Annotated in this window: 12 protein-coding genes; 9 read left to right on the forward strand and 3 right to left on the reverse strand. The window is 61.4% G+C overall.

Annotated elements, in window-relative coordinates; translation table 11 throughout:
- Window positions 1-106: 106 nt before the first annotated feature.
- Complete coding sequence (locus tag HX823_RS04415) at window positions 107-619, reverse strand: glycine cleavage system protein R (protein ID WP_038843084.1); 513 nt, start codon at window positions 617-619, stop codon at window positions 107-109.
- Window positions 620-885: 266 nt separating this feature from the next.
- Here HX823_RS04415 and HX823_RS04420 point away from each other — a divergent pair, with 266 nt between their 5' ends.
- The gene (locus HX823_RS04420) at window positions 886-3063 is read left to right on the forward strand and encodes a malate synthase G (protein ID WP_177074223.1); all 2178 of its coding nucleotides are present in this window, start codon (window positions 886-888) and stop codon (window positions 3061-3063) included.
- A 50-nt stretch (window positions 3064-3113) separates the two neighbouring features.
- Here the strand turns inward: HX823_RS04420 and HX823_RS04425 are convergent, their stop codons facing one another.
- Window positions 3114-3560: a response regulator gene (locus tag HX823_RS04425; protein WP_025857000.1), complete on the reverse strand. Its 447-nt coding sequence runs from the start codon at window positions 3558-3560 to the stop codon at window positions 3114-3116.
- Between the two features lie 246 nt (window positions 3561-3806).
- Between HX823_RS04425 and HX823_RS04430 the strand changes: the two genes are divergently transcribed.
- From HX823_RS04430 to HX823_RS04465, 8 genes are all read left to right on the forward strand, one after another.
- The gene (locus tag HX823_RS04430; protein WP_177074224.1) at window positions 3807-5729 is read left to right on the forward strand and encodes a putative nucleotidyltransferase substrate binding domain-containing protein; all 1923 of its coding nucleotides are present in this window, start codon (window positions 3807-3809) and stop codon (window positions 5727-5729) included.
- The gene (locus HX823_RS04435) at window positions 5726-6433 is read left to right on the forward strand and encodes a PolC-type DNA polymerase III (protein WP_061434395.1); all 708 of its coding nucleotides are present in this window, start codon (window positions 5726-5728) and stop codon (window positions 6431-6433) included. The genes HX823_RS04430 and HX823_RS04435 overlap by 4 nt, the downstream gene beginning before the upstream one ends.
- A gap of 100 nt (window positions 6434-6533) precedes the next feature.
- On the forward strand, window positions 6534-7052 hold the full coding sequence (locus tag HX823_RS04440; RefSeq protein WP_177074225.1) for an RNA polymerase sigma factor: 519 nt from the start codon (window positions 6534-6536) through the stop codon (window positions 7050-7052).
- Window positions 7049-8029, forward strand: coding sequence for a FecR domain-containing protein (locus tag HX823_RS04445; RefSeq protein WP_038843098.1), 981 nt, complete (start codon window positions 7049-7051; stop codon window positions 8027-8029). Before HX823_RS04440 ends, HX823_RS04445 begins: the two co-directional genes overlap by 4 nt.
- A gap of 86 nt (window positions 8030-8115) precedes the next feature.
- Window positions 8116-10545: a TonB-dependent siderophore receptor gene (locus tag HX823_RS04450; RefSeq protein WP_177074226.1), complete on the forward strand. Its 2430-nt coding sequence runs from the start codon at window positions 8116-8118 to the stop codon at window positions 10543-10545.
- Between the two features lie 62 nt (window positions 10546-10607).
- Window positions 10608-11711, forward strand: coding sequence for a PepSY domain-containing protein (locus HX823_RS04455; RefSeq protein ID WP_177074227.1), 1104 nt, complete (start codon window positions 10608-10610; stop codon window positions 11709-11711).
- Window positions 11708-11884 (forward strand): hypothetical protein, encoded by a 177-nt coding sequence (locus tag HX823_RS04460; RefSeq protein ID WP_098467484.1) that lies wholly within the window; start codon window positions 11708-11710, stop codon window positions 11882-11884. The genes HX823_RS04455 and HX823_RS04460 overlap by 4 nt, the downstream gene beginning before the upstream one ends.
- A 35-nt stretch (window positions 11885-11919) precedes the next feature.
- Entirely contained in the window at window positions 11920-12549 is a 630-nt protein-coding gene (locus HX823_RS04465; protein ID WP_177074228.1) for a glutathione S-transferase, read from the forward strand.
- 165 nt (window positions 12550-12714) lie between these two features.
- Here HX823_RS04465 and creD read toward each other — a convergent pair whose 3' ends face one another.
- Window positions 12715-14088, reverse strand: coding sequence for a cell envelope integrity protein CreD (gene creD, locus HX823_RS04470; protein ID WP_177074229.1), 1374 nt, complete (start codon window positions 14086-14088; stop codon window positions 12715-12717).
- Between the last annotated feature and the right edge of the window lie 28 nt (window positions 14089-14116).

The following is a 14116-nucleotide window of genomic DNA, read 5'->3' on the forward strand; positions in this document are numbered from 1 at the left end:
CGAAGAACCCCGGCCGGCGTGGGCTGGCGAGGGGTCTCTACAGGTTATCCACAGGCCCATGCAAGATTTCCATGCATAACCCTGTGGGCAGATTATTCCTCGTCATTTATTCCTCGTGGTGCAGTTCCACCATCAAGTCATCGGCCAGGGTTTCCAGGGACAGCTGCAAGGTGTCCAGGGATAACGCGGTCGGCACCTGCAACATCGCCTCGGCGGTAAACAACGGATCGCCGCTCATGGGGGCCGGGCGCACATCGGTGCTCAGGCTCTCCAGGTTCACGCCCTGCTGGCTCAGCAGCGCGGTGATCTCGCGCACAATGCCCGCACGGTCATTGCCCACCAGCGTCATCATGATCGATTTGGACGCCGACGCTTGCCCACTACTGCCCTCGCCCACCAGCACGCGAATGCCATGGGTGGATAAATCCTCCAACGCCCCGACCAACGCCTGACGGTGCTCTGTAGGCACGCTGACCCGCAGGATCCCGGCAAACTGCCCGGCCATGTGCGCCATGCGGCTTTCCAGCCAGTTGCCACCGTGGGCGGCGATATTCTGCGCGATGCGCTCGACCAGGCCGGGTTTGTCGGCAGCGATAATTGTGAGTACAAGATGGTCCATGGCAACGCCCTCTGGAATTCAATCTACAAGGTGGACCCGAAGGCCCTCGATAACAAATCGTGTACCATTTTTATATTTATCTGGAACAATCCAATAGTTTTTTGAGAACATCCGGTTCTCCGCTGTGACCGTACGACCAAAGTGGGTCGCTAAACGACGTATTTAGTCTAATTTTCACAACCGCAAGTCATCATGTAGTATGCGCAACCTGGCACTACATAATGAAAATCTAAAAAGCGCTTAAGCTGTGCAGAGTGAGGCAAGCAATGACTGAACACGTTCAAGTCGGTGGCCTGCAGGTCGCCAAAGTCCTGTTCGACTTCGTGAACAACGAAGCCATTCCCGGCACCGGCATTACTGCCGACCAGTTCTGGGCCGGTGCCGACAAGGTCATCCATGACCTGGCCCCGAAGAACAAAGCCCTACTCGCCAAACGCGACGATTTCCAAGCGCGGATCGATACCTGGCACCAGACTCATGCCGGCCAGGCGCACGACCCGGTGGCCTACAAAGCCTTCCTGCAAGACATTGGATACCTGCTGCCAGAAGCCGCGGACTTCCAGGCCACGACCCAAAACGTCGATGACGAGATCGCCCGCATGGCCGGCCCGCAGCTGGTAGTGCCGGTGATGAACGCCCGCTTCGCCCTCAACGCCTCGAATGCGCGCTGGGGCTCGCTGTACGACGCGCTGTATGGCACCGACGCCATCAGCGAAGCCGACGGCGCCGAAAAGGGCCAGGGCTACAACAAAGTGCGTGGCGACAAGGTCATCGCCTTCGCCCGCGCCTTCCTCGATGAGGCCGCACCGCTCAGCGCCGGCAGCCACGTCGATTCCACCGGCTACAAGATCGTCGACGGCACGCTGATCGTCAGCCTCAAGGGCGGCAGCAACAGCGGCCTGCGCGACGACGCACAGTTGATCGGTTTCCAGGGCCCTGCGGCCGAGCCGATTGCGATCCTGCTGAAACACAACGGCCTGCACTTCGAAATCCAGATCGACGCCAGCACCCCGGTCGGGCAGACCGATGCCGCCGGCGTCAAAGACGTGCTGATGGAAGCCGCGCTGACCACCATCATGGACTGCGAAGACTCCGTCGCCGCCGTCGATGCCGACGACAAAGTGGTGATCTACCGCAACTGGCTCGGCCTGATGAAGGGCGACCTGGCCGAAGAAGTGGCCAAGGGCGGCAAGACCTTTACTCGCACCATGAACGCCGACCGCGTTTATACCGGCGTGGATGGCCAGGACGTAACGCTGCACGGTCGCTCGCTGTTGTTCGTGCGCAACGTGGGTCACCTGATGACCATCGATGCGATCCTCGACAAAGACGGCAACGAAGTGCCGGAAGGCATCCTCGACGGCCTGGTCACCAGCCTCGCCGCGACCCACAGCCTCAACGGCAACAACAGCCGCAAGAACAGCCGCACTGGCTCCGTGTACATCGTTAAGCCGAAGATGCACGGCCCGGAAGAAGCCGCGTTCACCAACGAGCTGTTCGGCCGCATCGAAGACGTGCTGAAGCTGCCGCGCAACACGCTGAAAGTCGGGATCATGGACGAGGAGCGCCGTACCACGGTCAACCTCAAGGCCTGCATCAAGGCCGCCAGCGAGCGCGTGGTGTTTATCAACACCGGTTTCCTCGACCGTACCGGCGACGAGATCCACACCTCCATGGAAGCCGGCGCGATGGTGCGCAAGGCGGCAATGAAGGCGGAAAAATGGATCGGCGCCTACGAAAACTGGAACGTCGATATCGGCCTGAGCACCGGTCTGCAAGGTCGCGCGCAGATCGGTAAAGGCATGTGGGCCATGCCCGACCTGATGGCGGCGATGCTCGAACAGAAAATCGCCCACCCACTGGCCGGCGCCAACACCGCCTGGGTGCCGTCGCCGACAGCGGCTGCGCTGCACGCGTTGCACTACCACAAGGTCGATGTGTTCGCCCGCCAGGCCGAGTTGGCCAAGCGCGAGCGTGCGTCGGTGGACGACATCCTGACCATTCCGCTGGCCAGCAACACCGATTGGTCCGACGAAGAGATCCGCAACGAACTGGACAACAACGCCCAAGGCATCCTGGGTTATGTGGTCCGTTGGATCGACCAGGGCGTCGGTTGCTCGAAAGTGCCGGACATCAACGATGTAGGCCTGATGGAAGACCGCGCCACCCTGCGCATCTCCAGCCAGCACATCGCCAACTGGCTGCGCCACGGCATCGTCAACGAAGCTCAGGTGATGGAAAGCCTCAAGCGCATGGCGCCGGTGGTGGACCGTCAGAATGCTGGGGATACGTTGTACCGCCCACTGGCACCGGATTTCGACAGCAACATCGCGTTCCAGGCAGCGGTGGAGTTGGTGATTGAAGGGACCAAACAGCCTAATGGGTATACCGAGCCGGTATTGCACCGTCGGCGTCGGGAGTTCAAGGCCAAGAACGGCTTGTAAATGAAAAAGCCCTGATCACACGATCAGGGCTTTTTTTATCCGGCTGGGTTTTACTGCGCCATCCCCAACTCTCGCTTCACCATCTTTGCCAACTTCACGCTATCGATCGGCTTGAGCAAAAAATCCACCACGCTCAAATGCATCGCATCGATCACATCCGGCGCTTCGGCATCCCCCGACATGATGATGATTGGCAGCGCCGCACGTGTGGACTCACGCACTTGTCGGATAAGTTCCAGGCCGTTACTGGGTGCCATGCGCAGGTCAGTGATCAGCAAACCGATGGAGCTGCTCGACTTCAACAAATCCCACGCCGCCTCACCACTGTCGGCGGTCATGCAGCGAATACCGTCCAGCCCCAGGATTTCCGCCAGCAGTTCGCGTGCGTCCTTGTCGTCGTCGACGATCAACACGCGTTGTGGCGGTAAATCAGGCTCCAGCATCACGGCGCTCAGCGCCTCGCGCTCGGCATCACTCAAAATATCGTGGTCGGACATACGGTTCTCAGCAGTTCTCATCAATCTCCCAGCACACTCGTCAGACATCTGCGGAAGGGCGATCAATGTGCACTTCGTCGGAAAGTTTGCCTAGTGGGCGTTCTACGGGTTTTGGACGATAGTCATGTAAGGTTTTTCCCTAGGTGTGTGCCGTTTGTATCGACCTAGACTTACGTCCAATGGGCACCCGCTGCGCAGGAGTCGACCATGAGGGACGATAACGACAAAAAAACTGCGGTCATTGTTATGAGTAAAGCTGATGCCTTCGCCCAGGCGGGGAAAACTGCTGTGTTGCAAAATATCCACGGCACCCTGCAATTCCTGCAACGCTTCCCGCCGTTCAACCAGATGGAAAACGCCCACTTGGCGTTTTTGGTGGAACAGTGCCAGTTACGCTTCTATGGCCCCGGCGACAGCATCCTCAAACCGTCGGGCGGGCCGGTGGAGCACTTTTATATCGTCAAGCAGGGCCGGGTGGTCGGTGAGCGGCCAGACAGCGCCGAAACCACGTTTGAAATCACCACTGGCGAATGCTTCCCCCTCGCCGCACTGTTGGGCGAACGCGCGACGCGCACCGAGCACAAGGCCGCCGAAGACACCTTCTGCCTGCAACTGAACAAACAGGCGTTCATCAAGCTGTTTGCACTCTCCAGCCCGTTTCGCGATTTTGCCCTGCGCGGCGTCAGCAGCCTGTTGGATCAGGTGAATCAGCAGGTGCAGCAAAAAGCCGTGGAAACCCTCGGCACTCAATATTCCCTGAACACGCGGCTCGGTGAATTGGCCATGCGCCACCCCGTCACGTGCAGCCCCGCCACGCCGCTGCGCGAAGCCGTCACGCTGATGCATGAGCAACAGGTCGGCAGCATCGTGATCGTGGATGAACACAAGGCGCCCCTGGGGATTTTCACCCTGCGCGACCTGCGCCAGGTGGTGGCCGATGGCACCAGCGATTTCAGCCAGGCCATCGAAGGGCATATGACCCAGGCACCGTTCTTCCTGACGCCGGACCACAGCGCCTTCGACGCCGCGATCGCCATGACCGAGCGGCATATCGCCCACGTCTGCCTGGTCAAGGACCAGCGCCTGTGCGGCGTGGTGTCCGAGCGCGATCTGTTTTCCCTGCAACGGGTGGACCTGGTGCACCTGGCGCGCACCATCCGCAATGCGCCGAAGGTGGACAATCTGGTGGCGATTCGCGGCGAGATCGGCCAGTTGGTCGAACGCATGCTGGCCCATGGTGCCTCGTCCACCCAGATCACCCACATCATTACGCTGCTCAACGATCACACCGTGTGCCGGGTGATCGAGCTGACCCTGGCCGAAAAAGGCGACCCCGGCGTGCCCTTCAGTTGGTTGTGCTTTGGCAGCGAAGGCCGCCGCGAGCAGACGCTGTACACCGACCAGGACAACGGCATCCTGTTTGATGCCAAGGACGCGGCCGAAGCCGCGGCGATCCGAGGCCGGTTGTTGCCGCTGGCGCAGCAGATCAACCAGAGCCTGGCGCTGTGTGGGTTCAGCCTGTGCAAAGGCAACATCATGGCCGGCAACCCGGAGCTGTGCCTGTCACGGGCGGAATGGGCGCGACGGTTTGCAGCGTTTATCCGCGAAGCCACGCCGGAGAATCTGCTGGGTTCCAGCATCTATTTCGATCTGCGTGTGGTGTGGGGCGATGAACGCGGCTGCGAGCAATTGCGCCAAGGTATTCTCGACCAGGTGGCGGACAACCGGTTGTTTCAACGCATGTTGGCCGAAAACGCGTTGCGCCAGCGGCCGCCCGTAGGACGTTTCCGCGAATTTGTACTCACGCGTAAAGGCGGCGAAAAAGCCACGCTCGACCTCAAGGTGCAGGGCCTGACCCCTTTTGTCGACGGCGCGCGCCTGTTGGCCCTGGCCAATGGCATCCACGCCAACAACACCCTGGAGCGCCTGCGCCAGTTAGTGGTCAAGGAGGTGATCGAGCCCCTGGACGGCGCGGCGTATGAAGAGGCCTACCACTTTATCCAGCAGACCCGCATGCAGCAGCACCAACTGCAAACCCGCGAGAATCAGCCGTATTCCAACCGTGTCGACCCGGACAGCCTCAACCATCTGGACCGGCGCATCCTGCGTGAATCCCTGCGCCAGGCCCAGCGCCTGCAAAGCAGCCTGACATTGCGGTATCAGCTGTGAGCTTGTTCAACTGGCTGCGTAAGAAAGCGCCCGGGCTCGACAGCGCGCAACAGCAGCGCCTGGCGCAACTGCGCAAACCCACACCGCTGGGCGACGTCACCCTGCGCAACCAGCGCTGGGTGGTGGTGGACCTGGAAACCAGCGGCCTCAACCTCAACCGTGACCAGGTGCTGTCGATTGGCGCGGTGGTGATCGAAGATGGCGCGGTGGATTTCTCGCAACTGTTCGAACGCACGCTGCAACGGACCGAAACCAAACTCAGCCCCAGCGTGTTGATCCACGGCCTCGGCCCCAGTGCGATTGCCGCTGGCAGCGATCCGGTCGATGCGTTGTTGGACTTCATGGACTTTGTGGGCGACAGCCCATTGCTGGCCTTCCATGCGCCGTTCGATCAACACATGCTGTGCCGGGCGCTCAAGGACAGCCTGGGTTATCGCCTGGCCCATCCGTTTCTCGATGTTGCAGACATCGCCCCGCTGCTGTGCCCGGATGCGCATATTCGCGAGGCCGGGTTGGACGACTGGATCAACCACTTCCACCTGCATGTGGGCGAGCGCCACCACGCCAGCGCCGACGCCCTGGCCACGGCGGAGCTGATGCTGATCCTGTTCAGCCGCGCGCGCCAGCAACACATCGACACGACACAGGCGTTGCAAGAGCGTTTGAGCCAATGGAAACGGCGTCAGCACGCGCCATCGTTTTAATGTCATCTCCCGACAGACGCCAATTGCGCCCACTCCACGGCTCTGACACAATCGCGAATAATTCTCGTTAGTTTAAACATCGCGTTTACCAGGTGATGCCTTGTCGTCGATCCAGAACCCACACAGTGAGCTTGTTGGCGCGTTGTATCGCGACCATCGTGGCTGGCTGCTGGCCTGGCTTCGACGCAACGTGGCCTGCCCGAGCCGCGCCGAAGACCTGAGCCAGGACACCTTCATGCGCCTGCTCGGCCGTGATGAGTTGCGTGAACCCCGCGAACCAAGGGCGTTCCTGGTGGCAATCGCCAAGGGCTTGTTGTTCGACTACTTCCGTCGCGCGGCCCTGGAACAGACGTACCTCACTGAACTGATGCTGATCCCGGAAAGCGAACACCCGTCGCCGGAAGAACAGCAACTGATCCTCGAGGACCTCAAGGCCATCGACCGCCTGCTCGGCAAGCTGTCGAGCAAGGCTCGCGCCGCCTTCCTCTATAACCGCCTCGACGGCATGGGTCACGCCGAAATCGCCCAGCGCCTCGGCGTGTCGGTGCCCCGCGTGCGCCAGTACCTCGCCCAGGGCATTCGCCAGTGCTACATCGCGCTGTATGGCGAGCCGCTGTGACGGTGATCAGCTCCAAACCCGTCTCGGCCCGCGTGCTGGATGCGGCGATTGCCTGGCAGCTGTCCCTCGATTCGGGCGACGGCAGCGTAATTGAGCGTGAAGAATTCGATAAATGGCTGGCCAGCGATGAAGAACACGCCCGCGCCTGGCGCCAGTTGGGCATGCTCGACCAGCGTTTCAGCGTGGCCTCGGGTCCGGCGCGGGCGGCGTTGCTGCAATCGCGTGAAGGCATTCGCCAGCGCGTGCGCAAGCTGGGCAGTGGTCTTGCAAGCATCGCGCTGGTGATTGGCCTGGCGCTGTTTGCCGGTGAACGCTATGTGCCGATCCACTATTGGCTGGCCGACCAACGCACCGCCACCGGCGAGCAGCGCACGCTGAAGCTGGCGGATGGCACGTTGATCAACCTCAACACCCACAGCGCCATCGACGTACGTTTTGATGAAAAACGCCGGCTGATCGTGTTGCAGGAAGGCGAAATCCTGGTCGAGACCGGCCACAACGACGCGCGGCCATTCTATGTGCAAACCCGCGACGGCAGCCTGCGGGCGCTGGGTACGCGGTTTATCGTCAAGCGCGAAGACGACGCCACGCGCTTGAGCGTGTTGCAATCGGCCGTGGCCGCCCAGCCCGAAGCGCTGAATCAGGAACAGATCTTCAAGGAAGGCCAGCAAGTGCTGATGCGCAGCGATGGCCTCGGCCCGGCACTTGCCGTCACCCCCGCCACCGACGCCTGGACCCGCGGTATGCTGGTGGTCGATAACGCGCGCCTGGGCGATGTGGTTGCGGAGCTCAGCCGTTACCGCACCGGTTACCTGGGTGTGGATAAAAACGTCGCTGACCTGCGCATCACTGGCAGCTTCCCGCTGCACGACACCACACTGGCGCTCAACGCGCTGCTGCCGACGTTGCCGGTGCAGATCGAGCAGCACACCCCGTGGTGGGTGACCGTGATCGGCAAAGCACCCGCGGCCAAATAAAAAATATTTTCATCCTGCCCTATCACTTTTCGATTCTCGTTCGGCACCTAGGCAATTGCGAAATATTTCCATTCAGGAGCCGCCCTATGTCCCGCACGCTAGACACCTTGTTGCGCCCCAGCCTGTTAGCCGTGGCCATTGCCCTCAGCGCCCCGCTGGCCAGCACTTCGCTGATCGCAGCGGAACAGGCGTCCAGCGTGCGCACCTACAATCTGCCGGCGGCCCCCCTGGCCACCACCCTGAACCAGATCGCCAGCCAGGGCGGCCTGGCGCTGACCCTCAGCCCGGCCTTGGCGTCAGGCAAGACCTCGGCGCCGGTCAAGGGCCAGTTCGATGCTCCGGGCGCGCTGCGTGAAGCACTGCGTGGCACGGGGTTGCAGTTGGAACAGAGCAGTACGGGGACGTACACCCTGGTGGCGATTCCAGAAGGCGTCGTGGCGTTGCCGACCACCAATATCACCGGCCAGGACAGCTATGAAAGCGCCTGGGGCCCGGTCGACGGCTACCTGGCCAAACGCACCGCCGCCGGCACCAAGACCGACACCGCACTGGTCGAGGCGCCGCGTTCGATCTCGGTCGCCACCCGCGAGCAGATGCAAGACCGCAACGTGCAGAACCTGGATGACGCGGTGAAATACATGCCGGGCATCGTGTCCGCCAGCTACGGTAGCGACACCCGCTACGACTGGATGCGTGTACGTGGCTTCGAACCCACCCAGTTCCTCGACGGCCTGCCGCTGCCACGTGGCGTCTACGCCAACCCGAAAGCCGAGACCTGGAACCTCGACCGCCTCGCCCTGCTGCGCGGCCCGGCCTCATCGGTGTACGGCCAGACGCCGCCGGGCGGCCTGTTGGACATGGTCAGCCGCCGTCCCAGCGAGGAGTCGAGCCACGCCGTCCAGGTGCAATACGGCAGCGATAACTACCGTCAGATCAACTTTGCCAGCACCGGCAAGATCGACGATGACGGCCAGTTCCTCTACGGCCTCAGCGGCGTGGTGCGCGACGCCGGCACTCAGGTCGACCACATCGACAACAAGCGCTACAACCTTGCGCCAAGCCTGACGTGGAACATCGATCCGGATACCAAGCTGACCTTCTTGTCGCAGTTCACGCGGGACGATACCGGCACGACCAGCCAGTTCATGCCGATCCAGGGCACCAAGATCAAGTCGCCGCTGGGTGACGTTTCCCACCACAAGAACCTGGGCGACCCGGACTACGAGTTCTACGACCGCACCTACTATGCGCTGGGCTATGCGTTCGAACACCGTTTCAACGACACCTGGCAGTTCAAGCAGAACCTGCGCTACACCAAGTCGGAACTGGACTTCCGGCAGTTGACCGTGGGCTCTTATGCATTTTCCCCGGCAAATGCGGCGGGCGATATCAGCCGCTCGACCACCAACGTCAACGAAAGCATTGGCCAGTTCGCGGTGGATAACAATTTCCAGGCGGATTTCGCCACGGGCGACGTGATCCATACCCTGCTGCTGGGCCTGGATCACCAACGCACCGACACGTCCTACCGTGCGATTTACGGCACCGCGTCAAACATCAACATTTTCAACCCGATCAACACCACGCCAACGCTGCGCCCAACCGGCGTGCGGCCTTTCTACGACTACAACCAGAAAACCGTACAGACCGGCCTCTACGTGCAGGACCAGATGGCCTTGGACAAATGGCGCCTGACCCTGGGTGGGCGTGAAGACTGGGTGCATCAGGGCACCACCTATTTCAACGACAGCGACGCAACCAACACCGACCGCATCAAACATTTCAGCGGCAACGCGGCGCTGAGCTACGTGTTCGATTCGGGCTTCGTACCGTACTTGTCCTACGCCGAGTCCTTCCAGCCGGCAAGCAACGCCGATACCAATGCCACCAAGACCTTCAAACCGACGGAAGGCAAGCAGTGGGAAATGGGCGTCAAGTATCAGCCGCCCGGCTCCAACACTTTGCTGAGCGCAGCGGTGTACGACCTGACCCAGAAAAACGTGCAGGTCACGACGCTCGGCGCAGGAGGCCAGCAAATCAACAGCCAGACCGGCGAAGTGAAGGTCAAGGGCCTGGAGCTGGAAGCCGTGTCTGACGTGACCGAGAACCTCAAGGTCATCGCCGCCTACACCTTGGCCAAATCCGAGGTGCAAAAAGGCATCTACAAAGGCAACCGCCTGACGTTGATGCCCAACCAGCAGGCTTCGCTGTGGACTGACTACACGTGGCACACCGGCCCGCTCGATGGCTTCGGCATCGGCTTCGGCGCGCGCTACACTGGCAACACCTACGGCGACCAGGCCAACACCTGGCTGGGCAAGGCCAACGCCTATACCGTGTTCGACGGTTCGGTGCATTACGACCTGGGCCGCCTGGACAACAGCCTCAAAGGCGCATCGGTCAAGTTGAATGCCACCAACCTGTTCAACAAGGACTACCTGTCGACCTGCGATGGCAACTACTGCTACTTCGGCGACCAACGCAGCGTCGTCGCCAGCGCCACCTACCAGTGGTAATCGGCTGAGTTAACCCCAGGCCGCCCCCGTGGGCGGCTTTGGTGTGTCTGAAGGTTGAAAAAATGAAAAGCAAAACCATCCGCCGCTGGTCCTTCATCCACACTTGGACCAGCCTGATCTGCACGGTATTCCTGCTGCTGCTCGCCCTCACCGGCCTGCCGTTGGTGTTTCACCATGAGATCGACCACCTGCTGGGCAACGAGCCGGAACTGGCGCAAATGCCTGCTGATACGCCGCAGCTCAATCTCGAACAACTCGTCAGCGCCGCCCAGGCCCATCGCCCCGGCGATGCCCTGCAATACCTGGCCTGGGACGAGGATGACAAGAACGGCGTGATCGCGATCATGGCCGCCACCGCTGACACCGAGCCCAACGCGTCCCACACCTTCATGCTTGATGCGCGTACCGGTGAAGCCGTGGAAACCCCGGCGGCCAACGGTGGGCTCACCCTGTTCCTGCTGCGCCTGCACGTGGACATGTTCGCCGGCCTGCCGGGCAAGTTGTTGCTGGCGTTCATGGGCATTCTGTTTGTGCTGGCGATCATTTCGGGCACGGTGCTGTACCTGCCGTTCATGCGTCGCCTGAAGTTCGCCACGGTGCGCCAGGACAAGTCCACGCGCCTGCGCTGGCTCGATCTGCATAACCTGATCGGCGTGGTCACCCTGACCTGGGCCTTGGTGGTGGGCGTGACCGGCGTGATCAGCGCCTGCGCTGACCTGATCATCGCCGCCTGGCGCCAGGACAGTCTCAGCGCCATGATCGAGCCCTACAAAAACGCCCCGCCGCTGACCCAGCGCGCACCGGCTACCGAACTGCTGACCATCGCCGCCAAGGCCGCTCCCGGCATGGAGCCGGACTTCATCGCCTTCCCCGGCACGCGCTTTTCCAGCGAGCACCACTATGCCGTGTTCATGAAAGGCAGCACCCACCTGACCTCACACCTGCTCACGCCGGTGCTGATCGACGCCAGCACCCTGGCCGTCACCGCCATCGCCGAACGGCCGTGGTACATGGACGCCATGGGCATGTCCCAACCGCTGCACTTCGGTGACTACGGCGGCATGCCGATGAAAGTCCTATGGGCGGCGCTGGATGTGCTGACCATCATCGTGTTGGTCAGTGGGATTTACTTGTGGATGGTGCGGCGCAAGGCGGGCAAGGCATGAAGCCGCGTCAATCGAACTTCTGGAAGGTGTTTGGTATCCCGTTGGGGATCGGCCTGCTCAGCGCAGCCGGGTTGTTTGCGGCGTTGCTGGGAGATGGGCTGTGGGATTCGCTCAGTTGGGTCGGCTTGGGCATTCCCGCTGCAATTGGTACTTGGGCCTTGCTCAAGCGGTGAGATAGATTAGCCCGGCCCTTTCTTGAGGAATGCCCATGTCCGCTCCCAGCATGACCTTGTTCCACAACCCCGCTTCACCCTTCGTGCGTAAGGTGCGCGTGCTGCTGGCTGAAACCGGCCAGCAGGACCGCGTCGCGCTGCACGGCTGCATGCCGACCCCGGTCAACCCGGATGCGCAGGTGGTTCAAGGCAACCCCGTGGGCAAGATCCCGGCCCTGCGCCTGGCCGATGGCACGGTATTGCACGACAGCCGGGTGATCCTCGATTACTTCGACCACCAGCACGTCGGCAACCCACTGATTCCCCGCGACGGCTCGGCCCGCTGGCGCCGCCTGACCCTGGCCTCGATGGCCGACGGCATCATGGATGCCGCCGTGCTGGTGCGCTACGAAACGGCCTTGCGCCCAGCCGAGAAGCATTGGGACCAATGGCTCGATGAGCAGCGCAACAAAATCCGCCGCACACTCTCTGAATTGGAAGCGGACGCCATCGCCGAGCTGACCAGCCACTTCGACATCGCCGCCATCAGCGTGGCCTGCGCCTTGGGTTACCTCGACTTCCGCCATCCGGACATGCAATGGCGCCTGGATAACCCGCAGCTTGCCGCCTGGTACGCCGAGGTCAGCCAGCGGCCTTCGATGCAACAGACCCAACCCCCGGTGTAAGATTTTACTGTGGCGAGGGAGCTTGCTCCCGTTGGACTGCGTAGCAGGCCCATTCTTTGGGGCCGCTTCGCGCCCCAGCGGGAGCAAGCTCCCTCGCCACAGAAAACAGCTGATTAATCCGTAGCACCAATTTTGCCCGCTCCAGCCTATCCTCCCGCAACCCGATCATTGCACCGCCTCCAGGTCAAATTCCAAAGGCGGCGCCGTCTTACGCTTGCCCACCCCATACCAATCCAACTTACGCGTCAGCACCATCACCGTGCCCAGCAGGCCGAACAGCAGCAACGAGCCCATCAGCAACGCGTAATCCTCGGCACTCAACAGCCCGTACAACAAGCCATACAACGCCGCCAACCCCGCGGAAAACCCCAGCCCGTGGGCGACGCTGCGCAGCACATGGCACACATAGAAGCCAATCAACAACACGCAGGCGCTGGCAGAGATCAGATAAGCCAGCGCGAACCCGATGTGCTCGGACAACGACAGCAACAACAGGTAGAAAAACGCCAGCGCAAACCCCACCAACGCGTATTGAATCGGATGCACCGCCAGGCTCTTGAGCACTTCGAACAGGAAGAAGCCGGCGAAGGTCAGGGCGATGAACAGCAGCGCGTATTTAATCGCACGATCGCTCTTGAGGTACTGGTCCACCGGGTCGATGAAGTTCACGCCGAAGCTGCGGTTGTTGAAGTCTTCACAGCCCTGCTTGTCCAGGCAGGTTTGCAGGGCTTGCTCAAGGTTGGTGGAGAAGAAGGAGGTCTGCCAGTTGGCGGTAAAGCCCTGGGCGGTAATCTCGCGTTGTGCCGGCAGGAAGTTGCCGATGAAGCTGGGATGTGGCCAGTTTGAAGCGAGTGACACCTGGCTGGTTTTGCCCACCGGCACCACTTGCAGTTGCTCGGTGCCTTGCAGGCGCAGGTCGAAAGCAAAGTCCACAACGTTGGGCTTTTTGCTGTCGTGCTCCGGCAGTGTCACGTGCACGCCCTCACCCAGCCAGTCCACCTGGGAGCCGGGCTCGAACTCCAGTTGCTGGCTGCCCAGCTCCAGCTTCAGCGCGTTCTCGATGCCGCGAATATCGCTGATGCCCACCGCCAGAAACGCCGGCTCAAAACGGTAATCGGCGAAGTCTTCGGTGATACCCAACTGCGCAGGCAATTCGAAACGCCCGCTGATGCGGTTGTCGGCATGGAACAGCCGCGCCTGGTAGATGCCCCGTGCGCGCAGTTCGGTCTGCACCTTGCCATCGAGTTCAAATCGATCCGGCAGGAAATACAGACGACCGCGCTCTTCACGGGTGACTTCGTAGCGTTTGTTGAGCTTTTCATTGAGCTTCCACTCGCGGACGGTCTTGCGATACGGCACCACCATCACCGGGCCAGTGAGGCGCTGGCTGTAGCTGGAGCTGCGGGCAATGTCATCCAACACCTGATCACGCGTGAACTGGCGGTCGGCGATGATGCCGTTGATCATCAGCAATGGAATCAGCAATACCAGCATCAGCAGCGCAATCGCGCCAAGTTTGAAAAGCAGGCTGCGGTTCATGGGTCTCTCCCTGTTTTGATGGGGAGAG

This window comes from Pseudomonas sp. P7759, assembly GCF_013386445.1.
Classification (GTDB): domain Bacteria; phylum Pseudomonadota; class Gammaproteobacteria; order Pseudomonadales; family Pseudomonadaceae; genus Aquipseudomonas; species Aquipseudomonas azotoformans_A.

What these genes read in the sequence shown, in the direction of transcription:
- HX823_RS04450 (WP_177074226.1), top strand. Translation starts at nt 8,116, where the DNA reads ATGTCCCGCACGCTAGACACCTTGTTGCGCCCCAGCCTGTTAGCCGTG.
- HX823_RS04420 (WP_177074223.1), top strand. Translation starts at nt 886, where the DNA reads ATGACTGAACACGTTCAAGTCGGTGGCCTGCAGGTCGCCAAAGTCCTG.
- HX823_RS04425 (WP_025857000.1), bottom strand. Translation starts at nt 3,560, where the DNA reads ATGTCCGACCACGATATTTTGAGTGATGCCGAGCGCGAGGCGCTGAGC.
- HX823_RS04465 (WP_177074228.1), top strand. Translation starts at nt 11,920, where the DNA reads ATGTCCGCTCCCAGCATGACCTTGTTCCACAACCCCGCTTCACCCTTC.
- HX823_RS04460 (WP_098467484.1), top strand. Translation starts at nt 11,708, where the DNA reads ATGAAGCCGCGTCAATCGAACTTCTGGAAGGTGTTTGGTATCCCGTTG.
- HX823_RS04455 (WP_177074227.1), top strand. Translation starts at nt 10,608, where the DNA reads ATGAAAAGCAAAACCATCCGCCGCTGGTCCTTCATCCACACTTGGACC.
- HX823_RS04415 (WP_038843084.1), bottom strand. Translation starts at nt 619, where the DNA reads ATGGACCATCTTGTACTCACAATTATCGCTGCCGACAAACCCGGCCTG.
- HX823_RS04430 (WP_177074224.1), top strand. Translation starts at nt 3,807, where the DNA reads ATGAGTAAAGCTGATGCCTTCGCCCAGGCGGGGAAAACTGCTGTGTTG.
- creD (WP_177074229.1), bottom strand. Translation starts at nt 14,088, where the DNA reads ATGAACCGCAGCCTGCTTTTCAAACTTGGCGCGATTGCGCTGCTGATG.